This is a genomic window from Actibacterium sp. D185-2 (assembly GCF_054954595.1).
This window is the reverse complement of the sequence record NZ_JBPWNX010000008.1, coordinates 86658-112087: the sequence shown is the minus strand read 5'-3', so window position 1 is coordinate 112087 and position 25430 is coordinate 86658. Positions and strand designations below refer to the sequence as shown.

The 25430-nt window shown below is 63.9% G+C and carries 28 protein-coding genes and 1 tRNA gene; 15 read left to right on the top strand and 14 right to left on the bottom strand.

Features of this window, described 5'->3' with window-relative positions:
• Positions 1–9: 9 nt before the first annotated feature.
• Together ACSR1C_RS14020 and ACSR1C_RS14015 are read left to right on the top strand one after the other, a co-directional pair.
• Entirely contained in the window at positions 10–1173 is a 1164-nt protein-coding gene (locus tag ACSR1C_RS14020; protein ID WP_460259906.1) for an alpha-hydroxy acid oxidase, read from the top strand.
• Positions 1174–1446: 273 nt separating this feature from the next.
• Positions 1447–2682, top strand: coding sequence for a DEAD/DEAH box helicase (locus ACSR1C_RS14015; RefSeq protein WP_460259907.1), 1236 nt, complete (start codon positions 1447–1449; stop codon positions 2680–2682).
• A gap of 73 nt (positions 2683–2755) precedes the next feature.
• Here ACSR1C_RS14015 and ACSR1C_RS14010 read toward each other — a convergent pair whose 3' ends face one another.
• Positions 2756–3214 (bottom strand): hypothetical protein, encoded by a 459-nt coding sequence (locus ACSR1C_RS14010; protein ID WP_460259908.1) that lies wholly within the window; start codon positions 3212–3214, stop codon positions 2756–2758.
• Positions 3215–3595: 381 nt separating this feature from the next.
• Here ACSR1C_RS14010 and ACSR1C_RS14005 point away from each other — a divergent pair, with 381 nt between their 5' ends.
• On the top strand, positions 3596–4180 hold the full coding sequence (locus ACSR1C_RS14005; protein WP_460259909.1) for a thymidine kinase: 585 nt from the start codon (positions 3596–3598) through the stop codon (positions 4178–4180).
• A 21-nt stretch (positions 4181–4201) separates the two neighbouring features.
• Here ACSR1C_RS14005 and ACSR1C_RS14000 read toward each other — a convergent pair whose 3' ends face one another.
• The 8 genes from ACSR1C_RS14000 to ACSR1C_RS13965 all read right to left on the bottom strand — a co-directional run bounded on the left by ACSR1C_RS14000 (position 4202) and on the right by ACSR1C_RS13965 (position 11732).
• Positions 4202–4402 carry a CsbD family protein gene (locus ACSR1C_RS14000; RefSeq protein WP_460259910.1) on the bottom strand — a complete coding sequence of 67 codons (201 nt, stop codon included), beginning with the start codon at positions 4400–4402 and terminating at the stop codon, positions 4202–4204.
• Positions 4403–4467: 65 nt separating this feature from the next.
• Positions 4468–5424 (bottom strand): 2-hydroxyacid dehydrogenase, encoded by a 957-nt coding sequence (locus tag ACSR1C_RS13995; RefSeq protein WP_460259911.1) that lies wholly within the window; start codon positions 5422–5424, stop codon positions 4468–4470.
• Positions 5424–5762, bottom strand: a complete 339-nt coding sequence (locus tag ACSR1C_RS13990; RefSeq protein ID WP_460259912.1) for a tRNA-binding protein — start codon at positions 5760–5762, stop codon at positions 5424–5426. Before ACSR1C_RS13990 ends, ACSR1C_RS13995 begins: the two co-directional genes overlap by 1 nt.
• The gene (proC, locus tag ACSR1C_RS13985) at positions 5759–6580 is read right to left on the bottom strand and encodes a pyrroline-5-carboxylate reductase (RefSeq protein WP_460259913.1); all 822 of its coding nucleotides are present in this window, start codon (positions 6578–6580) and stop codon (positions 5759–5761) included. The genes ACSR1C_RS13990 and proC overlap by 4 nt, the downstream gene beginning before the upstream one ends.
• Positions 6581–6608: 28 nt before the next feature.
• Complete coding sequence (locus tag ACSR1C_RS13980; protein ID WP_460259914.1) at positions 6609–7112, bottom strand: type III secretion system chaperone family protein; 504 nt, start codon at positions 7110–7112, stop codon at positions 6609–6611.
• A 266-nt stretch (positions 7113–7378) separates the two neighbouring features.
• Positions 7379–9280 (bottom strand): acyl-CoA synthetase, encoded by a 1902-nt coding sequence (locus tag ACSR1C_RS13975; RefSeq protein WP_460259915.1) that lies wholly within the window; start codon positions 9278–9280, stop codon positions 7379–7381.
• A gap of 156 nt (positions 9281–9436) precedes the next feature.
• Positions 9437–9865, bottom strand: coding sequence for a peptidoglycan-binding protein LysM (gene lysM / locus ACSR1C_RS13970; RefSeq protein ID WP_460259916.1), 429 nt, complete (start codon positions 9863–9865; stop codon positions 9437–9439).
• A gap of 70 nt (positions 9866–9935) precedes the next feature.
• A complete protein-coding gene (locus tag ACSR1C_RS13965) occupies positions 9936–11732 on the bottom strand; it encodes an ABC transporter transmembrane domain-containing protein (RefSeq protein ID WP_460259917.1) in 1797 nt (598 codons plus the stop codon).
• A gap of 196 nt (positions 11733–11928) precedes the next feature.
• Here ACSR1C_RS13965 and ACSR1C_RS13960 point away from each other — a divergent pair.
• Positions 11929–12002: transfer RNA gene (locus ACSR1C_RS13960), tRNA-Gly, on the top strand.
• A gap of 237 nt (positions 12003–12239) precedes the next feature.
• Here ACSR1C_RS13960 and ACSR1C_RS13955 read toward each other — a convergent pair.
• Together ACSR1C_RS13955 and ACSR1C_RS13950 are read right to left on the bottom strand one after the other, a co-directional pair.
• On the bottom strand, positions 12240–13817 hold the full coding sequence (locus ACSR1C_RS13955) for a bifunctional metallophosphatase/5'-nucleotidase (protein ID WP_460259918.1): 1578 nt from the start codon (positions 13815–13817) through the stop codon (positions 12240–12242).
• A 142-nt stretch (positions 13818–13959) separates the two neighbouring features.
• Complete coding sequence (locus tag ACSR1C_RS13950; RefSeq protein ID WP_460259919.1) at positions 13960–14547, bottom strand: TetR/AcrR family transcriptional regulator; 588 nt, start codon at positions 14545–14547, stop codon at positions 13960–13962.
• A 77-nt stretch (positions 14548–14624) separates the two neighbouring features.
• Here ACSR1C_RS13950 and ACSR1C_RS13945 point away from each other — a divergent pair, with 77 nt between their 5' ends.
• The 4 genes from ACSR1C_RS13945 to arsC are packed head-to-tail and all read left to right on the top strand — an operon-like array spanning position 14625 to position 16641.
• Complete coding sequence (locus tag ACSR1C_RS13945; protein ID WP_460259920.1) at positions 14625–14843, top strand: hypothetical protein; 219 nt, start codon at positions 14625–14627, stop codon at positions 14841–14843.
• A gap of 60 nt (positions 14844–14903) precedes the next feature.
• On the top strand, positions 14904–15242 hold the full coding sequence (locus ACSR1C_RS13940; protein ID WP_460259921.1) for a DUF952 domain-containing protein: 339 nt from the start codon (positions 14904–14906) through the stop codon (positions 15240–15242).
• The gene (locus tag ACSR1C_RS13935; RefSeq protein WP_460259922.1) at positions 15239–16297 is read left to right on the top strand and encodes a quinone-dependent dihydroorotate dehydrogenase; all 1059 of its coding nucleotides are present in this window, start codon (positions 15239–15241) and stop codon (positions 16295–16297) included. Before ACSR1C_RS13940 ends, ACSR1C_RS13935 begins: the two co-directional genes overlap by 4 nt.
• Positions 16294–16641, top strand: coding sequence for an arsenate reductase (glutaredoxin) (arsC, locus tag ACSR1C_RS13930; protein WP_460259923.1), 348 nt, complete (start codon positions 16294–16296; stop codon positions 16639–16641). Before ACSR1C_RS13935 ends, arsC begins: the two co-directional genes overlap by 4 nt.
• Before the next feature lie 53 nt (positions 16642–16694).
• On the opposite strand, the gene ACSR1C_RS13925 is transcribed toward arsC, so the two are convergent.
• The 3 genes from ACSR1C_RS13925 to ACSR1C_RS13915 are packed head-to-tail and all read right to left on the bottom strand — an operon-like array spanning position 16695 to position 18956.
• Entirely contained in the window at positions 16695–18020 is a 1326-nt protein-coding gene (locus tag ACSR1C_RS13925; protein WP_460259924.1) for an MATE family efflux transporter, read from the bottom strand.
• On the bottom strand, positions 18013–18522 hold the full coding sequence (locus ACSR1C_RS13920; protein WP_460259925.1) for a PaaI family thioesterase: 510 nt from the start codon (positions 18520–18522) through the stop codon (positions 18013–18015). Before ACSR1C_RS13920 ends, ACSR1C_RS13925 begins: the two co-directional genes overlap by 8 nt.
• A complete protein-coding gene (locus ACSR1C_RS13915) occupies positions 18519–18956 on the bottom strand; it encodes a PaaI family thioesterase (RefSeq protein WP_460259926.1) in 438 nt (145 codons plus the stop codon). The genes ACSR1C_RS13920 and ACSR1C_RS13915 overlap by 4 nt, the downstream gene beginning before the upstream one ends.
• A gap of 108 nt (positions 18957–19064) precedes the next feature.
• Between ACSR1C_RS13915 and ACSR1C_RS13910 the strand changes: the two genes are divergently transcribed.
• From ACSR1C_RS13910 to ACSR1C_RS13880, 7 genes are all read left to right on the top strand, one after another.
• Positions 19065–20213 (top strand): putative manganese transporter, encoded by a 1149-nt coding sequence (locus tag ACSR1C_RS13910; protein WP_460259927.1) that lies wholly within the window; start codon positions 19065–19067, stop codon positions 20211–20213.
• Positions 20214–20273: 60 nt separating this feature from the next.
• Positions 20274–20642 (top strand): MerR family transcriptional regulator, encoded by a 369-nt coding sequence (locus ACSR1C_RS13905; RefSeq protein WP_460259928.1) that lies wholly within the window; start codon positions 20274–20276, stop codon positions 20640–20642.
• A 157-nt stretch (positions 20643–20799) separates the two neighbouring features.
• Entirely contained in the window at positions 20800–21198 is a 399-nt protein-coding gene (locus ACSR1C_RS13900) for a MerR family transcriptional regulator (RefSeq protein ID WP_460259929.1), read from the top strand.
• Positions 21199–21229: 31 nt separating this feature from the next.
• On the top strand, positions 21230–23008 hold the full coding sequence (locus ACSR1C_RS13895; protein WP_460259930.1) for an acyl-CoA dehydrogenase C-terminal domain-containing protein: 1779 nt from the start codon (positions 21230–21232) through the stop codon (positions 23006–23008).
• 47 nt (positions 23009–23055) lie between these two features.
• On the top strand, positions 23056–23268 hold the full coding sequence (locus ACSR1C_RS13890; RefSeq protein WP_460259931.1) for a hypothetical protein: 213 nt from the start codon (positions 23056–23058) through the stop codon (positions 23266–23268).
• Positions 23269–23551: 283 nt separating this feature from the next.
• Positions 23552–24187: a glutathione S-transferase family protein gene (locus tag ACSR1C_RS13885; protein WP_460259932.1), complete on the top strand. Its 636-nt coding sequence runs from the start codon at positions 23552–23554 to the stop codon at positions 24185–24187.
• Between the two features lie 30 nt (positions 24188–24217).
• Positions 24218–25429: an acetyl-CoA C-acetyltransferase gene (locus ACSR1C_RS13880; RefSeq protein WP_460259933.1), complete on the top strand. Its 1212-nt coding sequence runs from the start codon at positions 24218–24220 to the stop codon at positions 25427–25429.
• Position 25430: the final 1 nt, after the last annotated feature.

The window sequence follows — 25430 nt, the reverse complement described above, 5'->3', positions numbered from 1 at the left end:
GGATTGCCCATGCCAGTCATTACCTGCATCGAAGACCTGCGCCGTATCTATCAGCGCCGCGCGCCCCGGATGTTCTATGACTATGCCGAAACCGGCAGTTGGACCGAGCAGACCTTTCGCGAAAACACCACCGATTTTCACAAAATCCACCTGCGCCAGCGCGTCGCCGTGGATATGGAGGGGCGCTCGACCGCGACGCAGATGATCGGCCAGGATGTGGCGATGCCGGTGGCGCTGGCCCCGGTCGGGCTGACCGGGATGCAATGCGCCGACGGCGAGATCAAGGCCGCCCGCGCGGCCGAAAAGTTCGGCGTGCCCTTCACCCTGTCCACGATGTCGATCTGCTCGATCGAAGACGTGGCCGAACACACCGGCGCGCCATTCTGGTTCCAGCTTTATGTGATGCGCGACGAAGATTACGTCGCCCGTCTGATCCAGCGCGCAAAGGATGCGAACTGTTCGGCCATGGTGTTGACGCTGGATCTGCAAATCCTGGGCCAGCGCCACAAGGATCTGAAGAACGGTCTGACCGCGCCGCCGAAGCTGACCCTTCCGACGATGCTGGATCTGGCCACCAAATGGCGCTGGGGCATAGGGATGCTGGGCACCAAACGCCGCCAGTTCGGCAATATCGTGGGTCACGCCACAGATGTGGCCGATGCCCGGTCGCTGAACGACTGGACCGCCAAGCAGTTCGATCCGCGGCTCGACTGGGACAAGGTCAAGGACTACAAGCGCCAGTGGGGCGGCAAGATGATCCTCAAGGGGATTGTGGATGCTGAGGACGCCAGGATGGCGCTTCAGGTCGGCGCCGACGCGATCATCGTGTCGAACCATGGCGGGCGGCAACTGGACGGGGCGCTGTCGGCGATCCGCGCGCTGCCGTCGATTCTGGATGCGGTGGGCGACAAGGTCGAGGTCCACCTCGACAGTGGCATCCGATCCGGCCAGGACGTGCTGAAGGCGCTGGCGATGGGTGCCAAGGGCACCTATATCGGCCGCGCCTATATTTACGGGCTGGGCGCGATGGGCCAGGCTGGCGTGACCCGCGCGCTGGAGGTGATCCACAAGGAACTGGACACCACGATGGCGCTGTGCGGTCGCAAATCGGTGCGCGATCTGGATCGCGACATCCTGCTGGTGCCAAAAGGGTTTTCCGGGGACTGGGAATAATCGCCGCCCTTGACTTCTGCCCACCGAACACGCATCTGTCCCTCAACCCGTCGCCCTGCTGCCGCGTGAGCAGCCCGTTCTGGCGCCGGATCAAGGGGCACATGCCCCGATAACAGGTTCCCACTTCACGCAGGGTCCCGGCGGTTCAGCAGCTTTCAGGGCAATCGGCCCGTAAGCTGAGACTTGGCCGCAACCCATGCTGCTGCGCCGCCCCACGGGGTGTGCGCAAAACTGTTACCGGGTGGCTGCGGCTGCCCCCTGAAAGGTTCTGAATTGACCGATTTTTCCATGCTCGGCCTTGCGCCGCGCCTTCTGCAAGCGCTCGAAGCCCAGGGCTTCACCGACCCGACGCCGATCCAGGCGAAGGCCATTCCGCACATCCTTGACGGGCGCGACATCATGGGCCTGGCCCAGACCGGCACCGGCAAGACCGCGGCCTTCGGCCTGCCGTTGATCCATCAACTGATGGAAGTGGGCCATGCCCCCGCGCCGAAAACCGCGCGCGCCCTGATCCTGGCCCCCACGCGCGAGCTGGTGAACCAGATCGCCGACAACCTGCATGGGTTCGTCAAGGGCAGCCACCTGAAGATTGCCAAGGTGGTCGGCGGGTCGTCGATCCACATGCAGACCAAGCAACTGGGCCGTGGCACCGACATCCTTGTCGCCACCCCCGGACGCCTGCTGGACCTGATCGAGCGGCGCGCCGTGTCGCTGGACCAAACCCGGTTCCTGGTGCTGGACGAGGCCGACCAGATGCTGGACCTGGGCTTTATCCATGCGCTGCGCAAAATCGCCGCGATGCTGGCCACCCCGCGTCAGACGATGCTGTTCTCGGCGACGATGAACAAGCAGATGAACGAACTGGCCCAGACCTATCTGGACCACCCGATCCGGGTGCAGGTCAGCACGCCGGGCAAAGCGGCCGATAAAGTGACGCAATGCGTACATTTCATCGAACAGCCCAATAAACCGGCAAAGTTGAAAGAATTGCTGGCCACCCACCCCGGCGAACTGGCGCTGGTCTTCGGGCGCACCAAGCACGGCTGCGAGCGTCTGAAGAAACAGCTGGAGGCCGCGGGATTCGCCGCAGGCTCGATCCACGGCAACAAAAGCCAGGGCCAGCGCGAGCGGACGCTGCAATCCTTCCGGGACGGCAAGATCAAGGTGCTGGTAGCCACCGATGTGGCCGCACGCGGCATCGACATTCCGGGTGTGGCGCATGTCTACAACTACGATCTGCCCAACGTGCCCGAGAACTATGTCCACCGCATCGGCCGCACCGCGCGCGCCGGCGCCGATGGCATGGCGATTGCGTTCTGCTCGTCCGAAGAGGTCGGCGATCTGCGCGGCATCGAAAAGGTGATGGGCATCTCGATTCCCGTCGCCTCGGGGCAGCCGCCGTTCGAAGAGCGCAAGCCGGCGCGCAAGGGCAACGGCCCCGCCGGAAAGTCCCAGCGCCGGCGTCCGCAGCGCGGCCGGGGCGGCAAGGGTCAGCGCATGGCCGCCTGAGCCGGAAAGCAGTGTAAGAAAAAGGGCGTCCCACGCGGGACGCCCTTTTTTTATTGGGAAACGAAGGCCCCTGTCAGGTTGCCTCTTCCTCCAGATGCAGCTTCATCTCCAGCAAGACGCACTGAAGGGCAGTGGTTTCGCGCAGCAGCCGCTTGGCCTCGTTGATGGTGATGATCCCGTCCTCGATCGACTGGCTGTATTCGGCCATCAGCATCGCGAAACGCTGCGACAGGGCCACCACGTCGGCATTCACCCCCCCGCTGTTTTCGGAGTTCCGCTTTTCCTGTGCATAGGACAGCGTGATCCCCTGCAACTCGGCCAGCGCGGTGGTGACATGCGGGAACCGCGCAGCCCCTTCCAGTGCCGCCACGGCATCGACCGGCATGAATCTGTCGGCATGTTCCTCGGCATCTGAATAATAGCGCCCCAGCGTCGCCTTGGACCGCCCTGTCAACGCACAGGCTGCTTCGACCCCCACATCCTTGACCAGCGCTTCGCTATGCTTCTTCAGGTAGCTTCCGATACCGCCCATATTTTCCCGCTCGCGTTTCAACGTCCGACATGCATGCGGGGAAACCCCGCATCCTTTTCCCATTACTGCGCTAAATGGGATTTGTCATATACATTTCAGTCTCTGGAAACAGAGACAAGTACGAGTAACCGGCTTCCCCTACGTCGGTTTTGGGTGGGGAGCGGCTGCGCCGTCGTTCTGGGGGCGATGGTTCGGGCAACCGGATCAAGTGGTGTCAGTCCTTCCCAGTGCATTTAAGGTGGCCTTTTTCAAGAGTTCCAGACCCGGGTATCATCCCCGATAAGCCGCCCGGGTCTGGGATTTTTGCCTTCTCCGCCACATGCCGGAAATCTTGACGGCACAGCCCTTGATCCCCGCCTTGCGGGGCTGGATAAACGGGGCATGGCAAAGCTCTATTTCAACTACTCCACCATGAATGCGGGAAAATCGACGCTGCTTTTGCAGGCGTCCCATAATTACCGCGAACGCGGGATGCAAAGCTTGCTGCTGACCGCCCGGCTGGATGACCGTGCCGGGGCGGGGCGGATCGCATCGCGCATTGGAATCGGCGAACCGGCGGCAACCTTCGGGGCGGCCGACGATCTGTTCGCACGAATCGCGGCGCGGCTGGCGGACGGCCCCTGCGCCTGCGTCTTCGTCGACGAGGCGCAGTTCCTGACCCCCGATCAGGTCTGGCAACTGGCGCGCGCCGTCGACGGCCTGAACGTGCCGGTCATGTGCTACGGGCTGCGCGTCGATTTTCGCGGTGAATTGTTTCCCGGCTCTGCCGCGCTGCTGGCGCTGGCCGACGAAATGCGCGAGGTGCGCACAATCTGCCATTGCGGCAAGAAGGCCACCATGGTGGTGCGCCTGGGGCCCGACGGCACCGCCCTGCATGACGGCGCCCAGGTGCAGATCGGCGGAAACGAGTCCTATGTCTCGCTCTGCCGGCGCCACTGGCGCGAAGCAATGGGCGACGCGGCGTAAGCGCCGCGCCGCCCGGTCGCGTTACATGTATTTGTGGAAAAATTCATCCACCGCGCGTTCGGCGGCGTCCTTGCGCTCGCCGTAACGTTCCTGCACCAGGCCGACCAGCTTTTCACGCTTGCCCGCGGCCTGGTCCAGCTCGTCATCGGTCAGTTTGCCCCACTTTTCTTTCGCGGCGCCTTTGAGCTGCTTCCAGTTGCCTTCAATAATATCCCAGTTCATGTCGAAGCTCCTTTCAGGTTGCGTTCGACAGGAAAACGGGTGGCGCGGCGATTAGGTTCCCGGCCTCAGACCTGATTGGGCGGTGTTTCGCCGGACAGGGCCGCGCGGATGTTCGCGACCGCCATCAGCCCCATCGCCTGGCGTACCTCCAACGCGGCGGTGCCCAGATGCGGCAGCAGGGTGACGTTTTCCAGCGCGCGCAAGACGGCAGGCACGTCGGGTTCGAATTCATAGACATCCAGCCCGGCCCCCGCGATCCGCCCGTCCTGCAACGCGGCAATCAGCGCGGCCTCGTCCACCACATCGCCCCGGGCGATGTTGACGAAATGCGCCGTGGGTTTCATCGCGGCGAAAACCCCGCCCTCGATCAGGTGGCGGGTGGCCGGACCGCCGGGCACCGCGACGACCAGAACATCGGCCGCCTGCGCCACCGCGTCGAGGCTGGCCAGCTGCGTGGCGGGCATACCGGGGTCATCCACCGCCGAGCGGTTGAAGAACACCACCGTCATGCCGAACCCGAAGTGGCAGCGTTTCGCGATCGCCTTGCCGATTCGCCCCATGCCAATGATGCCCACAGTCTTGCCGGTCACATGCTGGCCCAGCATCTGGGTCGGGTGCCAGCCCTGCCACTGGCCCGCGCGCACCAGCCGCTCGCCCTCGGCCGCGCGGCGGCAGCTCATCAGGATCAGCGTCAGGGCGATGTCGGCGGTGGCGTCGGTGACGGCGCCGGGCGTGTTGGTCACGGCGACGCCGACCGCACGCGCCGCCGCCACGTCGATGTGATTATAGCCCACGCCGAAATTGGCCAGGATCCGCGTGCGCGGATGGGGCACCTCGGCGAAAATATCGGCGGTGAACGCATCGCCCAGCGTAGGCAGAACCGCGTCGAAGATGGTCAGGGCCGCGCGCATTTCGGCGGGTTTCATCGGCGCGGTGCTGGTGCGGACCTCGACCTCGGCAAAGGCGCGGGCCGCTTCGCAGACGCTGTCGGGCAGCGGGCGGGTGATCAGAATCCGCGCCATCAGAACAGCCGCCCGCCGAGGGGCACGTCCTTGTCGGGGGTCAGCAGCACCACCTCGCCCGCGGCATCCGGCACGCCCAGCACCAGAACTTCGGACATGAACTTGCCGATCTGGCGAGGCGGGAAATTGACCACCGCCATCACCCGCTTGCCCGGCAGGTCCTCGGGCGTGTAATGCGCGGTGATCTGGGCCGAGCTTTTCCGCTCGCCGATCTCGGGCCCGAAATCGACCCACAGCTTGATCGCGGGCTTGCGCGCCTTGGGGTAAGGTTCGGCGCGGGTGATCTGCCCCACACGGATATCCACCTTCAGGAAATCGTCGAAACTGATCGTGCTCATTGGCCCAGTTCTCGGCTGCGGTCGGCGGCGGCCTTGACAGCCCGTTCCAAAAGCGCGGGAAACCCGGTTTGCGGTTCCATCAGAACCGCCAGCGCGGCGGCGGTGGTACCGCCGGGCGAGGTCACGTTCACGCGCAACTGCGCGGGGTCCTCGGCCGCAGTTTCCGCCAGTTGCCCCGCCCCGCCCACGGTGGCCTTGGCCAGCCGCATCGCCAGATCGGCGGGCAGCCCCTGCGCCTGCCCCGCGGCGGCCAGGGTTTCGATCAGGTGGAACACATAGGCCGGGCCAGAGCCCGACACGGCGGTGACCGCATCCATCTGCGCCTCATCCGTCAGCCGCACGGTCTGACCCACCGCCGACAGCAGCGCCTCGGCCAGTTGCAACTGATCCTCGCCCGCCACGACATTGCCGATCAGCGCGGTAATGCCACGCCCGACAGCGGCAGGGGTGTTCGGCATGGCGCGGATCACCGGCGTCTGCGCCCCCAGCGCGCGTTCGTAATATCCAAGCGGGGTGCCCGCCGCGACGGACAGAAACAGGGTGCGGTCATTGCCCAGCGGGGCAAGCTGCGGCAGCGCCTGTTCCATCATCTGGGGTTTCACGGCCACCAACACGATAGCGGGCGCATCAGGCAAGGCCGCGTTCAGATGCAGCCCCTGCTCCGCCAGCCCGGCCAGCCAGTCCGATGGATGCGGATCCAGCACCCAGACCGACGCGGGCGGCAATCCACCGGCCAGCCAGCCTTGCAGCATCGCCGAGCCCATCTTGCCACAGCCGAGAAGAACAAGCCCCCGGCTGCGAACATCATTCATATCCATCGAAACCCCCTGTCATTTGGGGGGCAGGTTAGGCGCGGCCGTAGGCCTCTGCAATGGCGACCTGCATCGCCTCGGCCGGGGTCTGATCCGTCCAGGAGACAAGCTGAAACGCGGGGTAGAAACGTTCCGACGCGGACACGGCGGTGCCGATCAGCCGGTCGATCTGTTCGGCGCTGGCGATCTGCCCCCCGGACAGAAGCAAGCCGTAGCGATAAACCATCAGCCGCTGCTCGTTCCAATAGGTGAACGCGCCCGCCCAGCACATGTCGTTGGTGCGGTTCAGCGCCTCATAAAGCTGGGGCAGCTTGTCCGCGGGCGGCTCCATCTCGAACGTGCAGATCAGGCGCAGCGTTTCGTCATAGGCCGACCAGGCCAGCGTGATGGAATAGGTCCGCCACTGCCCCTCGACGGCCATCGCGATCTGATCATCGGCCACACGGTCGAAATCCCAGTCGTGATGCTCGGCAATATGTTCGACGATGTCGATAGGGTGCAGCTCTTCGGTGTGAAGGAAGTCTTCGGAAAGTGACATGCCCGGCCTCTTTGGTTGTAGCCTGGCGTGGGTGGCAGCCCCGCTAGGCTTAGGTGCCTGCTCAAGGTGCGGCGGTTATAACCGACCACCCTTACTAGATATGGTGTGCCAAAAGAGGGGAAGCTGTAAAGGGCAATTATTGCAAATCTTATATGAACGCGGCTTTCCTGTTAAATTTCGGGCATTCCGAAAACCACGCCACGGGCCCGCCCCAACCTGAAAAGCGGGGCGGGCCTGTGGCGCAGGGCGTTGTTTCGAAAGCCGTATCAGGCCGCGTCAGACCATTCCCAGGGGCGTGTAAATTCCCCCAGCAGGTGCATGACGGCCTCGTCATCCACATCGCCGTCGCGCACCAGACGGGCCACCAGGCCGCGCTTCTTGTCCTCGACGACCTCGATCACATGGGCCTTGTGCCCGGCCTTTTCCAGCGCCGCGTCGTAAACCCGGGCGATGGCACGCTTGCGCAGTTCGGGCTTGAACACCTTGCCCACGGCGGTTTTCGGCAATTCGGCCAGAATCTCGATATGTTTGGGGATCGCCGCGCGTTCGTGGATATGGACCCGCGCATAGTCCATCAGCGCCTCGGGCGTGACCTCTGCCCCGTCCAGAAGTTCGACATAGGCGCAGGGCAGCTCGCCCGCGAAACTGTCGGGCTGTCCGATCGCGCCGACGAAGGCCACCGCCCTGTGACCGGCCAGGGCCTCTTCGATCTCGGCCGGGTCGATATTGTGGCCACCCCGGATGATCAGATCCTTGGCCCGCCCGGTGATGTAGAGATAACCGTCGGCATCCAGCCGCCCCAGATCGCCGGTGCGCAGATAACGCCCTTCGGCGAACAGGCCCAGATTCTTGGCATCCTCGGTATAGGTCGAACCGTCGAACACGCCGGGGCTGGAAATACAGATTTCACCCACCTCGTCGGTCTGACATTCCCGGTCGATATTGCCGACCGCGTCGCAATGCAGAATCCGCACGTCGGTATAGGGGAACGGAACCCCGACCGAGCCGGTCTTTTTCTGCCCGTCGGGCGGGTTGATCGACACCAGGCAGGTCGCCTCGGTCAGCCCGTAACCTTCGCAGATCGTTACCCCGGTGGCGGCCTCGAACCGGTGATACAGCTCGATCGGCAGTGGGGCGGACCCCGAAAACGCATAGCGCAGGCTGGACACGTCCGCATCCACCGGGCGCTGCATCAGCGCCGCGATCGCGGTGGGCACGGTGATGACGAAGGTGACGCGCCAGCGTTCGACCAGCTTCCAGAAATTGTCGAACACCCCGTCGCCGCGATAGCCCGCCGGGGTTGGAAACACCACATGCGCGCCCGAGGCAATGACCGACATCAGCACCGGATAGGCGGCAAAGACATGAAACAGCGGCAGCGGGCAGATCAGCGTATCCTGCTCGGTGAACAGCAGGCGCTGGCCCAGCCAGCCGTTATAGATCATCCCGGAAAAGCGGTGCTGCGCCACCTTTGGCATGCCGGTGGTGCCGCCGGTATGGAAATAGGCGGCCACGCGGTCCGTACCGCTTTCGGCAAAGTCGAGCGCGTCGGACCGTTCTTTCGCGGCTTCGGCGTTGAAATCCATCAGGTCGGCATGGTGATGGCCGGGGTTTTTCGGCCGGATCAGCGGCACGATCCAGCGCTTGGGCGGGGTCATGTACCGCAACAGATCGACCTCAAGCACCGTGTCCACATGCGGCGCATGTTTCACCGCCTCGGCCACCTTTTGCGCGATATCGCTTTTGGGAAAGCTTTTCAGCGTCACCACGACCTTGGCATTGGTTTCGCGCAGGATCGCGGCGATCTGCTCGGCCTCCAGCAGCGGGTTGATCGGGTTCACAATCCCCGCAGTCGCCCCGGCGATCAGGGTGATCGCGGTTTCGGTGCAGTTGGGCAGGATATAGGCCACCACATCGGTCTCGTCCACACCCAGACGGTGAAACAGGTTGGCGGCCTGCGTGACCCTGGCATGAAGCGCGTCCCAGCTCAGCGTTTCGGCCTTGTCCTTTGGGCCGGAAAACATCTGAAAACTCAGCGCGTTGCGGGGGCCGTGTCGCCGCGCGGTCTGGCTGAAATACTGATACAGCGTGACCGGAAGCCCGAGATCCGCCCAAGTGGTTTCGGCCTCAATAGCGTCACGATCCGCAGCGGATGCGAATTTCCCCATAGTGTTCTCCTCCCACAAGCCTCTGCCGGGCTTTCCAGTAAGATATGAAAATGAGAAGAAACTGGGCGCTTAGCAAGCATAAGCGCACCCCGAATACGCAACGTAAAGCGGCAACAGGGGGCGAATGCCCCCTGCCCCATGCGCGATTGGCCGCGATCAGACCTGCGGAATGCGCAGAACCTGGCCCGGATAAATCTTGTCGGGATGGGTAAGCATCGGCTTGTTGGCCTCGAAAATCTCATTATAGCGCGCGCCGCTGCCCAGCGTCTTGCTCGCGATCGCCCACAGCGTGTCGCCCTTTTCCACCGTATGGAACACCGGCTCATCGCCGCCGGCCTCATCCTCGACCGCGGCCACGCCTTCGACATTGCCGACGGCCAGAATGACCTTTTCCTTCATCTCCTGACTGGCGGCTTCGCCGCTGACCTTGACGGTGTCACCGTCAACGGTGATGTCCAGCCCGGTGGCGTCGAGGCCGAGTTCCTCGATCTCTTTTTTCAGCACATCCTCTGCCGGCGCTTCCGAGGCTTCGGCGGCGCCGACCAGTTTCTTGCCCGACCCTTTGATGAAATTCCACAGACCCATGGGGTTATCCCTCCGTTAAGTTGTCCGGAGCAGACCTTAGTCTTCTGCTGTAACAGGAAATAGGGGGAATTCAGGCCGCATTTTCCACCCCATGAGTGAACTGAAGCCGGGCCAGCCGCGCATAAAGCCCGCCCTCGGCCACCAGCGCGTCATGGGTGCCGGTGGCCACGATCCGGCCCTCGTCGAACACCACGATGCGGTCGGCCTTTTTCACGGTGGCCAGACGGTGCGCCACGATGATCGTGGTGCGGTCGGCGGTCATCTCATCCACCGCCTGCTGCACCAGCCGCTCGCTTTCGGCATCCAGCGCCGAGGTCGCCTCGTCCAGCAGCAGCACCGGTGCATCGCGCAGGATCGCGCGGGCAATGGCGATGCGCTGTTTCTGGCCACCCGACAGCATGACGCCGCGTTCGCCCACATAGCTGTCATAGCCATCGGGCAGCTTGCTGAGGAATTCATGCGCGGCGGCGGCGCGGGCGGCGGCCTCTACCTCGTCATCCGTCGCGCCGGGACGGCCGAAGCGAATGTTTTCACGCGCGGTATCGGCAAAGATCACCGGGTCCTGCGGCACCAGCGCCACATGCTGACGGAAATCCGAACGGGCAACTGCGTTCAACGGCAGGCCATCCAGCGTGATCTGCCCCTGCTGCGGGTCATAGAACCGCTGCAAAAGCTGGATAACGGTCGATTTTCCCGCCCCCGACGGGCCGACCAGCGCCACGGTCTCGCCCGGTTCTATGGTCAGGTTGATGCCCTCCAGCGCCGACTGGTCGGGCCGGGTGGGATAGTGAAAGGTCACATCCTCGAACGTAATCGCACCATGAACCGGGGTCGGCAGCGGTTTGGGATCGGCCGGGTCCTGCACGCTGTCCTCGGCATTCAGCAGCTCGACCAGGCGTTCGGTGGCCCCGGCGGCGCGCTGCAGTTCGCCCCAGATTTCAGACAGGGCGCCGACCCCGCCGGCCACCATGACCGAATAGATCACGAACTGCACCAGCTCGCCCACGCTCATTGCATCGGCGCGCACATCGCGGGCGCCGATCCACAGCACCCCGACCACGCCCGAAAAGACCAGCGTGATCACGATCACCGTCATCACCGCCCGGGTGCCGATCCGTTTTTGGGCCGAGACATAGGCGCGTTCCGTCACCTCGCCGAAACTGTCGCGGCTTTGCGTTTCGTGGGTGAAGGCCTGGACCGTCTGCACCGACAACAGCGCCTCGGAGGCCGACCCGGACGAGGCCGCGATCCAATCCTGGTTCTCGCGCGACAGCGCCCGCAACCGGCGGCCCAGCACCACGATCGGCACCACCACGGCGGGGACCAGCAACAGCACCAGCCCGGTCAGCTTGGCCGAGGTCAGCAACATCAGCACCATGCCGCCGAAGAAGATCAGCACATTGCGCAGCGCCACCGACACGGACGAACCGATCACCGACAGGATCAGCGTGGTGTCGGTGGTGATCCGGCTCAGGACCTCGCCAGTCATGATCCGCTCGTAAAAGGCCGGGCTCATGCCGATCATGCGGTTGAACACCGCCTTGCGGATATCGGCCACCACCCGTTCGCCCAGCCGGGTGACAAGATAATAGCGCAGCCCGGTGCCCAGCGCCAAAAGCCCGGCAATGCCCAGCGCCGCCAGAAAATAACCATCCAGCAACTGCGCGCTGTCGCTGCCGAAGCCGTCAACGACGCGGCGCACCGCAATCGGCAGAATCAGTGAAACCGAGGCGGTCAGGATCAGCGCCAACCCGGCCAGCGCCACCATGATCTTGTAGGGTGCTATGAACGGGGCCAGCCCGCGCAGCGCGCCGATCCGCTTGGATTTTTCACGCTCTTCGCCGGTGTCGCCATTCCGTCTTGCCATGCGCGTGCATCCCTTCTGGTGTTGGCCCGTCTTAAAAGATGGCGCGCGGGACAACAAGGCGCAGATGGTCGCCCTGAAGCGAGGATGGGGCGGGTATGGGCCTGCTTGCTCTCTTGGCTTGCGCCGCACGGCAATAGGGCAGAAGTTTGCCAAGCACTTGCGCATCAGCGCCGCTGCCGCTAAATAAATCATCGTCGCGGGCGTTGTGTAATGGTAAGACCTCAGCCTTCCAAGCTGATGACGCGGGTTCGATTCCCGCCGCCCGCTCCATTCCCTCAACAGATGTGCCTTTGTCAAACTTAGGCACGTGTGTGCCGCCAATGATCCTTCATGGCAGGTTTTCGGGACATCAGCCTTTTCAGGAATTTCAAATCGGGCGCAGGTTGGACAGTCGAGCGGCTCCGCCATACCCACCCGACTGATCCGCAGGTGCAACACGGCGGCGGGGACCGCATGAAAAAAGGCGCGCCGGTCAGGCGCGCCCCTGGGGTCGGTCAGCAGGGCCGATTACTTGGCGGTGATACGACCGTCGGTATAGGGCGTATAGGGCCCGGTCGCGGCCATGTATTCGGCGGTCACATCGGCCAGGTCGGGGCCGAAATCATAGACATGCTGCGCGTTGGTCGCGAACATCTTGTAGCCGTCGCCGCCGTTGCGGACATAGTTGTTGGTGACAACACCGTATGTCGCGGCGGGGTCGATCGGCACGAAGCTGTCGCCGTCGGCCACCATCACATCGGAAATCCGCGCGCCAGGTTCGGCCTTGGCGTCGAAGGTGAATTTCAGCCCGGCCACCTGCGGGAAGCGGCCTGCGCCTTCCTCAAGCTGGCTGACGCCGTTTTCCAGCGCGTCGATCACGGTCTGACCGTCGGTCTGGAACGTGGCCAGCGTGTTCTGGAACGGCAGCACGGTCAGCACCTCGCCCATCGTCACCTCGCCCGCATCGATGCTGGCACGCAGACCGCCGCCATTCTGGATGGCGATCTGGATGCCCTGCCCCTTGACCCGTTCCAGCATCGCATCGGCCACCAGATTACCCATCGAACATTCCATGGCACGGCAGACCGTACGGTCGCCCTCGATCGCCACGGCGGTTTCGGCCACGACCTTCTGGCGGATCTCGTCCAGCGGGACGGCCAGTTCGGCGATGCGGGCCTTGGTTACCTCATCCTCGGTGACGGCGGCATCCATGACCAGCGGCTCGCCCGTCGCTTCGGTGATCACGCCTTCGTCGTCGAAGGTCACGTTCAGCTCGCCCAAAAACTTGCCGTAAGCATAGGCCGACACGATGGCGGTATCGCCCACCATGGTCGGATAGGGGCCTTCGGCGCGCTCATCGGTATTGGACAGCAACGTGTTGGTGTGGCCGCCGACGATCACATCCACACCGGTGGTGTTTTCCGCCACCGTCTTGTCGACGCCGTACCCCGAGTGGCTGAGCACGATGATCTTGTTCACGCCGGCCTCAGTCAGCTTGTCGACTTCGGCCTGCACCGCATCGGACGGGTCGGTGAAGATGATGTTCTTGCCGGGGCTGGCCAGTTCATCGGTATCCTGCGGGGTCAGACCGATCAGGCCCAGCTTTTCGCCGCCCCGCTCGATGATCGTGGATTTCTGGATCGCACCGGCCAGCAGCGGCTCGCCCGAAATGTCGGCGTTCGACATCAGGATCGGAAAGCCGACCGAATCGACAAAGCCACGCAGAACCTCGGGGCCGTCGTCGAATTCGTGGTTGCCCACGGTCATCGCGTCATAGCCCATCTTGTTCATCATCTCGGCCGCGACCTTACCCTTGTAATAGGTATAGAACAGCGAGCCCTGAAACTGATCGCCCCCATCCACCAGGATAAAATTGTTGGTGCGTTTCTTGGCGTCTTCCAGTGCGGTCACCAGACGGGCCGAGCCGCCAAAGCATTTGCCTTCGGCGTTGTCCTCGGCCGAACAGCCGCTGTCATATTTCGAGATCGGCTCGAATCGCGCATGGAAATCGTTGGTGTGCAGGATGGTCAGGGAATAGTCCGCCGCGGCAATCCCTGCGGACAGGGCAAGGGCGGCGGTCGAGGCAGCAAGCAAGCGCACAATCATGGTGTAACTCCCGGTTGGCAGATGACGGTTTTATGACAGCAGGTTGACCCGTTCCGACGGCAGAGTCAAAGCCCGGAATACTGCGATGGCTACGCTGTGCCCGTGACATTTCGATGACGCCACGTCGGGGGCCAGAGCACGGTCAGGCGCTGTCGGCCCGCAGCCATCCACGGCAAAGCGTATCGGCCATCAGCGCGACGTCCCCCTGGCTCTGCCCGGTCAGCAGCCGCAGCCAGGCAAGCCCCATGATCGCATCCGCCGCCATGTTGACATCAAGACCCGGGTCGGCCTCGCCCCGCTCTTTTGCCCGCGAAATCATCCGACGGAGCCCGCCGATCCGCTCGCTGCGATAGGTTTCAAGGGCCTCGGCCAGATCTTCCTCTGCCTGGGCGCCGGCGATGATCAGGCGGAACATGCCACCCTCGGGCGTGGACCAGAAGGCAAACAGCGCGGCATAGAACTGCGCGATATCGGCCCGCAGCGCGCCGGTGTCGGGCAGGCGGAAATCCCCCTTGCGACGTTCATATATCGCGACAATAAGCCGCCCCCGCGACGGCCACCAGCGATAGAGCGTGGCCTTGCCCGCATGGGCGCGCCGGGCCACGGCCTCCATCGTCAGGCCGCGAAATCCCCGCTCGGCCAGAATTGCCTCGGCCGCATCCAGAACGGCGGCTTCGGTTTCGGGATTGCGCCGCGCCCCGATCGACAAGCGCGTTTTCTGTCCGGTCAAGCCTGCTCTCCCTTGCCAAAACGGAACGTATCGTTCATATAAACATAACGGAACGTTCCGTACCTATGGAGAGTGTCATGTCCGCCCCAGCCCGTAAACCCTCGCGCCTGCGCTTTGCCGTCTTTGTCTTCCTGGCCGTCTATCCGCTGGTCGTGGCAATTTCCTATCTCGTCGGGCCGCTGATCCTGCACCTGCCGATCTGGGAACGAAACCTGATCACCGTGCCGATCATCGTGGCGTCGATGGTCTGGGGGATCATCCCGCAGATCAACCGCCATTGCGCGCGCTGGCTGTAGGACAGTCCGGATTTCATCAACGGCATTGACCCGCACCCTATTGCGGGGCATCACGCGGCCATGCTGATCTTCAAGATATTCCGCCGCCCCGAATGGCAGGCGTTTCGCGATGCGGGCCAGACATCGGGCGCGCCGGTCGATCTGGCCGACGGCTACATCCATTTCTCGACCGCCGAACAGGTGACCGTGACCGCGGCAAAGCATTTCGCCACCGAAAGCGACCTGGTGCTGGTCGCGTTCGATGCGGGCGCGTTGGGCGATGCGCTGAAATGGGAAACCTCGCGCGGCGGGGCGCTGTTTCCGCATCTCTATCGCGCGTTGCGGCTGGACGAGGTGGTATGGGACAAATCCCTGCCGCTGGGCGTCACCGGCCATATCTTTCCCGAGGGCGTGGTATGAGCACACTGGAACGTCTGGGCCTGGGCCTTTTGCACCGCGTCGATCCCGAACGCGCCCATCATCTGTCGCTGATGGCGCTGCGGGCGGGGCTGGTGCCCCTGCCCGGCCTGCGCACCTCGCCCCGGCTGGCGACCACGCTGGCCGGTCTGGACCTGCCCAATCCGGTCGGACTGGCGGCGGGCTATGACAAGAACGCCGTGGCACTGACGCCGCTGGCGCGCGCCGGCTTCGGGTTCATCGAGGTGGGCGCCGCCACGCCGCGCCCGCAGCCAGGCAACCCGCGCCCGCGCCTGTTTCGCTTGACCGAGGATCGCGCGGTGATCAACCGCTTCGGGTTCAACAATGACGGGATGGACGTCATCGGCGCCCGGCTGGCGGACCGGCCCAAGGGTGCCATCATCGGGCTGAATCTGGGCGCCAACAAGGACAGCGCCGACCGCGCCGCCGATTTCGCGCAGGTGCTGGCCCATTGCGGCCCGCATGTGGATTTCGCCACGGTTAATGTCTCGTCCCCCAACACCGAACGCCTGCGCGAGTTGCAGGGCAAGGCGGCGCTGTCAGCGCTGCTGGCCGGGGTCATGCAGACCCGCGCCGCCCTGGCCCGCCCGATTCCGGTCTTTCTGAAAATCGCCCCCGATCTAAATGATGCAGAGCTGGCCGAAATCGCCGGGGTCGCCCTGGACACGGGGCTTGACGCGATCGTCGCCACCAACACCACGCTGGCGCGCGACGGTCTGCACGGCCCCCATGCGCAAGAGGCCGGCGGGCTGTCGGGCAGGCCCCTGTTTGCGAAATCCACCCGCGTGCTGGCCCGACTGTCGGCACTGACCGACGGGCGCATTCCGCTGGTCGGCGTGGGCGGTATTGCGTCGGCCGAAGATGCCTATGCCAAGATCCGCGCCGGGGCCTCGGCGGTACAACTTTATTCGGCGATGGTCTATCAGGGGCTGTCGCTGGTCCCACGGATCGTGGACGGGCTGGACAAGTTGCTGGCGCGTGACGGATTTGACACCGTGGCCCAGGCGGTGGGAACCGGAAAAGAGGATTGGCTATGAGCGGCATTACCATTTGGCACAATCCGCGCTGTTCGAAATCGCGCCAAGCGCTGGCCCTGCTGGAAGAGCGTGGCGAGACCCCGGTGGTGCGAAAATATCTGGACGACGCGCCCAGCCTTGAAGAGTTGCGGCTGGTGCGCGACACACTGGGCCTGCGCGCGGTGGATTTCTGCCGGGTCAAGGAAAAGCGCTTTGCCGAGCTGGGCCTGTCGAAGGATGCCGATGACGAAACCCTGCTGCGCGCGATGGCCGACAACCCAGTGCTGATCGAGCGGCCCATCGTCTTTGCCAAGGGCCGCGCCGCCCTTGGCCGCCCGCCCGAGCAGGTGCTGGAGATCCTTTAGGAAGAAAATTCGTGAATTTTCTTCCGCAGAAAATTTTTCGTGAAAAATTTTCCTCAGCCCTCTGCCGACGCTTCCAACCTCGGATAGCGCAGCGCCAGCGTCACCCCCCGGGCGACGAACGAGATCAACAGCGCCATCCACAGCCCGTGATTGCCAAAGGCCGGCATCAGCACAGCAATCGCCGCGACATAGACCACGAAGGAGATCGCCATCATATTGCGCATATCGGCGGTGCGGGTGGCCCCGATGAAGATGCCGTCGAACATCCAGGCCGCCAGCCCCAGCAGCGGCGCAAAGGCCATATAGACCAGATAGCCCCGCGCGGCCTCGCGCACTTCGGGCGCGGTGGTCATGATATCGATGATCCAGCCGCCGAACAGCGCGAAAGCCGCGGCCAGCGCCACCACGCAGACAAGCCCCCAGAACCCGGTCAACAGCGCCGCGCGCCGCAGCGACACCCGCGCCCGCGCACCCAGCGCCTGCCCCACCAGCGCCTCGGCCGCGAAGGCGAACCCGTCCAGCGCATAGGCGGTGATTTCCAGAAACTGCAACAGGATCTGGTTAGCCGCCAGCGTCACATCCCCGAAATCCGCGCCAAAGAACAGGAACGACACAAAGATCGCCTGCACCAGCAGCGACCGGATCAGGATATCACTGTTGACCCGCGCCATATGGGTCAGCCGCGCGGTATTGAACACGCGCGGCCAGTCTTTCCACGCGCTGCCCCGGAATGCGCCACGACACAGCCACAGGCCCAGCGCCGCCCCCGACCATTCCGCCAGGAACGTGGCAATGGCCACGCCTTCCACCCCCCAATCCAGGTCAAGCACGAACCACAGATCCAGAACGATGTTCAGGCCGTTCATCCAAAGCTGGATCACCAGCACCGCCCGGGTGCGTTCCAGCGCGATCAGCCAGCCGGTTATCCCATAGATCGCGATCGCCGCAGGGGCCGACCAGACCCGGATCCGCATATAGCTGCGGGCCATGCCTTCGACCTCGGCACTGGCTGGGGACAGCTGAAACGCCCCCCAGAACACCGGCGCCTGCAACAGGATCATCGCCAACCCCGCCGCCAGCCCAAGCATCAGCGCGCGCGACAGCATGGCGTCCACCTCGGCCCCGTCGCCAGCCCCGTGTGCCTGGCTGGTCAGGCCGGTCGTGCCCATCCGCAGAAAGCCAAAAATCCAGTATATGCCGGTAATGATGATCGCGCCGATCCCCACCGCGCCGATCGGGGCGGCCAATCCCATCTGCCCCACCACGCCGGTATCGACCGCGCCCAGGATCGGCACCGTCGCATTGGACAGCACGATCGGCAGGGCGATCTTCAGCACCCGCCGGTGGCTCAGCGCCGGGGGTGCCGCGACCTTAACCATCGCGGGATGGCATCAGGAAATGCCCCGTCGCCTGCGCGAACAGACGATCGCGGTTGTCCTGCCAACCTTCCACATGGACGCTGGCATAGCGCCGGCCCGAGCGGTTGATCCGCGCCCGCGCATAGGCGTCGCGTGGCAGGCCCGAGCGCAGGTAATCCACGGTAAAGTCGATCGTCTTGGGGATCCGCGGCAAATGCCCCGATTCCAGCGCCAGCGGATCCAGCGTGTCGCTTTCCATCTGCTCCCACAGCAGCGACCAACTCAGACCTATGATCGCGGTCACCTCCAGAAACGCGGCGGTCACCCCGCCATGAATCGCCGGCAAAAGCGGGTTGCCGATCAGTTGTTCGCTGAACGGCAGAATGGCGGTCAGCTCGTCCCCGCGGCGGTCGAATTCGATGCCCAGAAATCCGATATAGGGCACGCCGCGCACCAACGTCGACAGCGCGGCGTCGCGGCGCTGTTTGACGATCTGAACGGGCTCCGGCCGGGGGCGGGTCATTGGCCGCCCTCTTGCGGAATGTCGACGGTAAAGGCCCCCGTGGCGGCGGCCACCGGGCGGTCGCGGTCTTCGTCCATCGCGGTGGCGCGTACGAAAGCCACGGTGCGGGTGACATGATAGCATTCCGCCCGCGCGGTGATGCGCTGGCCCGGCGTCGCCGGCCGCATATAGTCGATCCGCAGATCCATCGTGGCGGTGCTGCCGGGAACCGCCGGGTGGCTGATCACCGCCGCCCCGCCGCAGGTATCCATCAGCGCCGACACGGCGCCGCCATGAATCACGCCGGTCTGGGGGTCGCCCACCAGCCGCGCGTCATAGGGCATCGAAATCTCGGCCACACCATCTGCCAGATACTCCAGACGCATCGACAGGGCGCGAGCGTGGGGAATCCCCTCGGTGAATTCAATGGCCAGTCTGGTCTTCGGATCGCTCATGTCGCGCCCCCTTATCTGCTGCCGGATTTATTGGGGCTTGCTATCCATGCTGCAAGTGCTAATTATTTAAATGAGAATAATTCGCAGATGCATTTAGTGAGCCACCCCATGCCAGCCGATCACCTGACCGCCAAAGCGCAGCCCCCGTTCGCCCTGGCGAATTTCCCCGGCCCCTTCCGCGCAAAGCGGCTGCTGGTCGTGCTTGTTTATCTTGCGCTGGCCTTGGCGCCCGGACGGCTGGGCGAGATCACGCGCGGGCTGTTCACCGATGCGTTCACCCAGGTCTCGGTCTTCGTGGCGGCAACCCTGCTGCTGTTCTACGGCGCAGAGCGGCTGTTCCATTTCGACATGGGCACCGCGCTGCGCAGCGCGAAACGCTGGCAGGTTCCGGTTGCCGCGTTTCTGGGGGCGACACCCGGCTGCGGCGGCGCGGTGGTCGTTGTCGCAGCCTATAGTTCGGGCCATGTCGGGCTGGGCGCGATGGTCGCCACGCTGACCGCAACCATGGGCGATGCGGCCTTTCTGCTGATCGCCACCCGCCCCGAGGCCGCAGCCGTGATCCTGCCGCTGTCGCTTTGCGTCGGCGTGATATCGGGCTGGCTGGTCGATGTCTTCAACCCGGTCGCGCTGGAGGCCCCCGGTGGGGCATGCAAAAGCCCCCCGGTGATCGGGCGCATCCGGGCGAAGGACTGGCTTTATATCCTGTTCGCCGCCCCCGGCCTTGTGTTCGGCGCGGCCCAGCTTGTTCAAATCCAGATGGACACCCTGTTCGGCATTCCCGCAACATGGTTCGGAATGATCGGCGTCACGACCGGCCTTGTGATCTGGTCCACATCGTCGGTGCAGGCCATGACCCATCCCGGCGATGCGCCCGTGACCCGCGCCGCCGAGGAAACCAGCTTTATCACCATCTGGGTGCTGGCGGCCTATCTGTTCTACGATTACGCCGCCGAATTCGCGGGGCTCGATATCAAGATGTGGTTCGAATCCATCGCGCCGCTGCTGCCGCTGATCGCCATTCTGGTCGGCTTCGTTCCCGGCTGCGGGCCGCAGGTTCTGGTAACCACACTCTATATCAACGGCGCGATCCCGTTTTCGGCCCTGATCGGCAATGCGATATCCAATGACGGCGATGCACTGTTTCCCGCCATCGCGCTGAACCCGAAGGCGGCGGCCCTGGCCACGGCCTATTCCGCGATCCCCGCGCTTATCGTGGCTTACGGGTTCTACTTTCTGGCGCCCGGCTTCATGAACTGATTTGCACCCCTGCGCCAAAGCGTCTACCGTAAAAGGCAATGCGGCAGACAGGGGGAAACGGTGGAAGCAGAGCGCCTGACCTTCAAGGAAATGTGCGCCCGGTTCGACGTCACACCTCGTACCCTGCGCTATTATGAATATATCGAGTTGCTGGCCCCCGAAAAGGATGGCCGCAGCCGGTTCTATACCCCCCGCGAAGTCGCCCGCCTGACGCTGATCCTGCGCGGCCGCCGGTTTGGCTTCAGCCTGGAAGAAATCCGGCAATGGCTGGAAATCTATGAGCAGCAGGGCACCGAAGCGCAGATGGCCACCTGGGTCGAATATGCCGACCGGCAGCTGATCGCGCTGAAAGAGCAGAAAGCGCAGCTGGAAAACACGATCGACGAGCTACAGAAACTGCGCGACGACGTGGCCTTGGGCCGCAGCTGACAGCCACATCCCGACAGGCGTCCCCCTACATCCGGTGACACGGCGTCAACGGTCGTTGTGACGTCACGTTTCGTTTACGTTCACGTCACCTTCCCTTGTATGACTGGAGCCGCACGCGCCACATAGCCCCAAAGCGCGAGCAAGAAGGCATGACTGTATGACCGATGACCTGATGACAATCCGACAGATGTGCGAGGCATATGACGTGACGCCGCGTACCCTGCGGTTTTACGAATCAAAAGAGCTTCTGTACCCGATCCGCGAGGGTCAGAAACGGCTGTTCACCAAACGCGACCGTGCGCGGCTGAAGCTGATCCTGCGCGGCAAGCGTTTCGGATTCAGCCTGGAAGAGATCCGCCAGCTTCTGGATCTTTACGACATCGGCGATCAGCAGGAGACACAGCTGCGGCGCACACATGACGCGGCCAGCAGGCATCTGTCGGAGCTCGAACAGAAGCGCGCCGAATTGGACACTGCAATCAATGACCTGAAGGATCAGCTTGCCTGGGTGGAGAGCAGGCTGGACGACTTCGGGCGGAAACAAGCCGCCGAGTAATCGGATCGGAGGATCAAAGGGAGAGAGACGGATGCCGGCCTATACCGCACCAACCAAAGACATGCAGTTCATCCTGCACGAACTGCTGAACGTGACCGAGACCGGCATCGCCGGTTATGACGAGCTGGAGGCCGATTTCACCGCCGCCGTGCTGGAAGAGGCCGGCAAGCTGGCGACCGAGGTGCTGGCGCCGCTGAACGCGGTCGGCGATACCGAAGGCTGCGTTCTGGAAAACGGCGTGGTCCGCACCCCGACCGGGTTCAAGGATGCCTATGAGCAGGTGAAAGCCGGCGGCTGGATGGCGCTTGACTGCGACCCCGAATATGGTGGCCAGGGCATGCCCTATCTGATGAACTCGGCCGTGGGCGAGATTTTCGTCTCCGCCAACATGGCGTTCAACATGTATCAGGGCCTGACCCATGGTGCCTATTCGGCGATCCATGCCCATGGCACCGCAGCGCAGAAGGCCACCTATCTGCCGAAGATGGTCACCGGCGACTGGACCGGCACCATGAACCTGACCGAACCGCATTGCGGCACCGATCTGGGCCTGATGCGCACCCGGGCCGAACCGCAGGACGACGGCAGCTATCTGATCACCGGGCAGAAGATCTTCATCTCGGCCGGCGATCACGATCTGGCCGAGAATATCATCCATCTGGTGCTGGCCAAGGCCCCCGGCGGCGGCGCGGGCACCAAGGGGATCAGCCTGTTCATCGTCCCGAAATTCATGGTGAACGAAGATGGCAGCCTGGGCGAACGCAATCCGGTATCCGTCGGCAAGATCGAGGAAAAGATGGGCATTCACGGCAATGCCACATGCGTGATGAACTATGACGGTGCGACCGGCTATCTGACCGGCGATCTGCACAAGGGCATGCGCGCGATGTTCACCATGATGAACGAGGCCCGGCTGGGCGTCGGACTGCAAGGCTATGCCCAGGCCGAAGCCGCGTATCAGAACGCGGTCGCCTATGCCAACGACCGGCTTCAGGGCCGCGACGTGACCGGCGCCAAGAACCCCGAGGGGCCTGCCGATCCGATCATCGTGCACCCGGACGTGCGCCGAAATCTGATGGATCAGAAGTCCTTTGTCGAAGGCGCCCGCGCCTTCACCTTCTGGGGCGCGCATCTGATCGACAAGGCGCACCGGCAGGACGACGCGGCGGCCGAGGGGCTGGTCTCGTTGCTGACGCCGGTCATCAAGGGCTTCCAGACCGACAAGGGCTTCGAGATGGCCGTAGCCGCGCAGCAGGTGTATGGCGGGCATGGCTATATCGAGGAATGGGGCATGTCGCAATTTGCCCGCGATGCCCGGATCACCCAGATCTACGAAGGTGCTAACGGCGTTCAGGCACTGGATCTGGTCGGTCGCAAACTGGCCCAGGACGGCGGCAAGCATGTGCTGGCGTTCTTCGAACTGGTCAAAACCTTCATCAAGGAGAACGACGACAACGCGGCGCTAAAGACGGACTTCCTGGAGCCGCTCAAGAAAGGCTCGAAGGATCTGCAGGCCGCGGCGATGTATTTCATGCAGGCCGGCATGAAGAACCCGAACGACGCGCTGGCGGGCTCTTATGACTTCATGCACCTGTTCGGGCATGTCTGTCTGGGGCTGATGTGGGCGAAAATGGCCAAGGCGGCGATGGAAGCGCTGGAGGCGGGCGCCGCTGATGTGGCATTCTATGAAACGAAGCTTGCCACAGGTCGCTATTACATGACCCGTCAGTTGCCCGCCACGGCCCTGCATCTGGCCCGGATCGAAACCGGCGCCGAAACCGTGATGGCGCTGGAAGCGGCCAGTTTCTGACCCAACGGGCGCCGGCCCCCGCCGGCCCCGCCACCAGGAGACGCCGAATGCCCAAACGCCTGCGCCTGACCCGCCGCTTTCCGGTCGCCATGACCGAGGACGGCTATCGCCGCCTGCGCCGCTTCGCGCAGGAGGCCGGATTGGACGAGGGCGAGGCGCTGTCGTTCCTGTTCGAGCATTTCGACAGCGTGACCGACCATACCAACCTGACCCACCGGCTGCGGCTGTTCAACGCCGAGCTGGAGGCGCGCAAACGGTGAGGACGCACGCGCGGCACAGGCTGGATCGCCTCCGGCGGGAGTATTTGGGCCGAGAAGAACAGGCAGGTCCACCCCGCCATCCGGCATTTTCCGGTCCGGGCCGGGGGCTGGCGGGACGGCGGGGCTTCTCCTCGGGCGGTCATCGGCTCTCCAGCCTGTACCGCAAGACAAAGACTGGGCCGTTAAGGTTAATGTCGGGTTATCGAAACGCAATCCGTGTTTCTTCTCGGCAAAAATACTCAATGCACGGCGCCTGACACGGGCGCGACGACGGGAGGAACGAATGACAATCAAACTGTATTGCTTCGGCGAAAGCGGCAATTCCTACAAGGCGGCGCTGACCATGGAACTGGCCGGGGTGGAGTGGGAGCCGGTTTTCGTCGACTTCTTCAACGGCGCGGCCCGCAGCCCCGAATTCCTGGCGATCAATCCGATGGGCGAGGTCCCGGTGATGATCGACGGGGATGTGACGCTTAGCCAGTCTGGCGTGATCCAGGACTATATCAGTTCGAAAACCGGCAAGTTCGGCGGCCGCAGCGCCAATGAGCGGCGTGAGGTTCTGCGGTGGGTCTTTTGGGACAATCACAAGATGTCGTCGCAATGCGGCACGGTGCGGTTCCTGATGAACTTCTTGCCCGAGGAAAAGCGCCCCAAGGAGGCGATCGCCTTCCTGCAAGGCCGCCTGAAGGCCGCGTTCAAGACGCTGGACACCGCGCTTGCCGGCCGCAGCTGGCTGGTGGGCGATCAGCCCACGATCGCCGACTTCGCCTGCTGCGGCTATCTGTTTTATCCTGAACCTTTTGGTTTCGAGCGGGCCGACTGGCCCAATATCGACGCGTGGCTGGACCGCATCAGTGCCCTGCCCGGCTGGAAGCCCCCCTATGACCTGATGCCCGGATCGCCCGCCGATCGCGCGTAAGACAATTCCAAGACAAGAAGAGAGGCAAAGATGACCGACGCCTATATCTATGACACCGTGCGCACCCCGCGCGGCAAGGGCCGCAAGGACGGTGCGCTGCACGAGGTGACCTCTGTCCGCCTGTCCGCCCAGGTTCTGAATGCGGTCAAGGCCCGCAACAATCTGGACGGCCACGCGGTCGAGGATGTGATCTGGGGCAATGTCACCCAGGTCGGCGAACAGGGCGGCTGCCTGGCGCGGAGCGCGGTACTGGCCTCGGATCTGGATCAGTCGATCCCGGGCCTGGCGATCAACCGCTTCTGCGCCTCCGGGATGGAGGCCGTGAACCTGGCCGCCAACCAGATCAGGGGCGGCGCGGGTGCCGCCTATATCGCGGGCGGGGTCGAAATGATGGGTCGCGTGGCCATGGGCAGCGATGGCGCCGCGATTGCGGTGGACCCGTCGCTGGCGATGGGCACCTATTTCGTGCCGCAGGGCATTTCGGCCGACATCATCGCCACCGAATACGGGTTCTCGCGCGATGACGCGGATGCGCTGGCGGTGGAAAGCCAGGCCCGCGCCGCGATGGCGTGGCAGGAAGGCCGGTTCGGCAAGTCGATCATCACCGTCACCGACCAGAACGGCCTGCCGATCCTGGATCATGACGAATACATGCGCCCCGGCACCAGCATGCAGACCCTGGGCGCGCTGAAACCGTCGTTCAAGGACATGGGCGAGGTCATGCCGGGTTTCGACAAGGTCGCGATCATGAAATACCCGCATCTGGAGCGGATCGAGCATGTGCACCATGCCGGCAATTCCTCGGGTATCGTGGACGGCGCGGCCAGCGTTCTGATCGGCAACAAGGCGTTTGGCGAGCAGTACGGGCTGAAGCCCCGCGCCCGCATCCGCGCCACCGCCAAGATCGGCACCGACCCCACCATCATGCTGACCGGCCCGGTACCCGTGACCGAGAAGATCCTGCGGGAGTCGGGCATGAGCATCGGCGACATTGACCTCTTTGAGGTGAACGAGGCCTTCGCCGCCGTCGTGCTGCGCTTCATACAGGCGTTTGACGTGGACAGCGCCACGGTCAACGTCAATGGCGGCTCGATCGCGATGGGCCACCCGCTGGGCGCCACCGGCGCGATCATCATCGGCACCCTGCTGGACGAGTTGGAGCGCACCGGCAAGGGCACCGGCCTTGCCACGCTGTGCATCGCCTCGGGCATGGGTGCGGCCACGATCATCGAAAGGGTGTGAG

Coding starts and splice junctions, on each gene's coding strand:
- ACSR1C_RS14020 (WP_460259906.1), top strand. CDS start 10: ATGCCAGTCATTACCTGCATCGAAGACCTGCGCCGTATCTATCAGCGC.
- ACSR1C_RS14010 (WP_460259908.1), bottom strand. CDS start 3,214: ATGGGCGGTATCGGAAGCTACCTGAAGAAGCATAGCGAAGCGCTGGTC.
- ACSR1C_RS14005 (WP_460259909.1), top strand. CDS start 3,596: ATGGCAAAGCTCTATTTCAACTACTCCACCATGAATGCGGGAAAATCG.
- ACSR1C_RS14000 (WP_460259910.1), bottom strand. CDS start 4,402: ATGAACTGGGATATTATTGAAGGCAACTGGAAGCAGCTCAAAGGCGCC.
- ACSR1C_RS13995 (WP_460259911.1), bottom strand. CDS start 5,424: ATGGCGCGGATTCTGATCACCCGCCCGCTGCCCGACAGCGTCTGCGAA.
- ACSR1C_RS13990 (WP_460259912.1), bottom strand. CDS start 5,762: ATGAGCACGATCAGTTTCGACGATTTCCTGAAGGTGGATATCCGTGTG.
- proC (WP_460259913.1), bottom strand. CDS start 6,580: ATGGATATGAATGATGTTCGCAGCCGGGGGCTTGTTCTTCTCGGCTGT.
- ACSR1C_RS13980 (WP_460259914.1), bottom strand. CDS start 7,112: ATGTCACTTTCCGAAGACTTCCTTCACACCGAAGAGCTGCACCCTATC.
- ACSR1C_RS13975 (WP_460259915.1), bottom strand. CDS start 9,280: ATGGGGAAATTCGCATCCGCTGCGGATCGTGACGCTATTGAGGCCGAA.
- lysM (WP_460259916.1), bottom strand. CDS start 9,865: ATGGGTCTGTGGAATTTCATCAAAGGGTCGGGCAAGAAACTGGTCGGC.
- ACSR1C_RS13965 (WP_460259917.1), bottom strand. CDS start 11,732: ATGGCAAGACGGAATGGCGACACCGGCGAAGAGCGTGAAAAATCCAAG.
- ACSR1C_RS13955 (WP_460259918.1), bottom strand. CDS start 13,817: ATGATTGTGCGCTTGCTTGCTGCCTCGACCGCCGCCCTTGCCCTGTCC.
- ACSR1C_RS13945 (WP_460259920.1), top strand. CDS start 14,625: ATGTCCGCCCCAGCCCGTAAACCCTCGCGCCTGCGCTTTGCCGTCTTT.
- ACSR1C_RS13940 (WP_460259921.1), top strand. CDS start 14,904: ATGCTGATCTTCAAGATATTCCGCCGCCCCGAATGGCAGGCGTTTCGC.
- ACSR1C_RS13935 (WP_460259922.1), top strand. CDS start 15,239: ATGAGCACACTGGAACGTCTGGGCCTGGGCCTTTTGCACCGCGTCGAT.
- arsC (WP_460259923.1), top strand. CDS start 16,294: ATGAGCGGCATTACCATTTGGCACAATCCGCGCTGTTCGAAATCGCGC.
- ACSR1C_RS13925 (WP_460259924.1), bottom strand. CDS start 18,020: ATGGTTAAGGTCGCGGCACCCCCGGCGCTGAGCCACCGGCGGGTGCTG.
- ACSR1C_RS13920 (WP_460259925.1), bottom strand. CDS start 18,522: ATGACCCGCCCCCGGCCGGAGCCCGTTCAGATCGTCAAACAGCGCCGC.
- ACSR1C_RS13915 (WP_460259926.1), bottom strand. CDS start 18,956: ATGAGCGATCCGAAGACCAGACTGGCCATTGAATTCACCGAGGGGATT.
- ACSR1C_RS13910 (WP_460259927.1), top strand. CDS start 19,065: ATGCCAGCCGATCACCTGACCGCCAAAGCGCAGCCCCCGTTCGCCCTG.
- ACSR1C_RS13900 (WP_460259929.1), top strand. CDS start 20,800: ATGACCGATGACCTGATGACAATCCGACAGATGTGCGAGGCATATGAC.
- ACSR1C_RS13895 (WP_460259930.1), top strand. CDS start 21,230: ATGCCGGCCTATACCGCACCAACCAAAGACATGCAGTTCATCCTGCAC.
- ACSR1C_RS13890 (WP_460259931.1), top strand. CDS start 23,056: ATGCCCAAACGCCTGCGCCTGACCCGCCGCTTTCCGGTCGCCATGACC.
- ACSR1C_RS13885 (WP_460259932.1), top strand. CDS start 23,552: ATGACAATCAAACTGTATTGCTTCGGCGAAAGCGGCAATTCCTACAAG.
- ACSR1C_RS13880 (WP_460259933.1), top strand. CDS start 24,218: ATGACCGACGCCTATATCTATGACACCGTGCGCACCCCGCGCGGCAAG.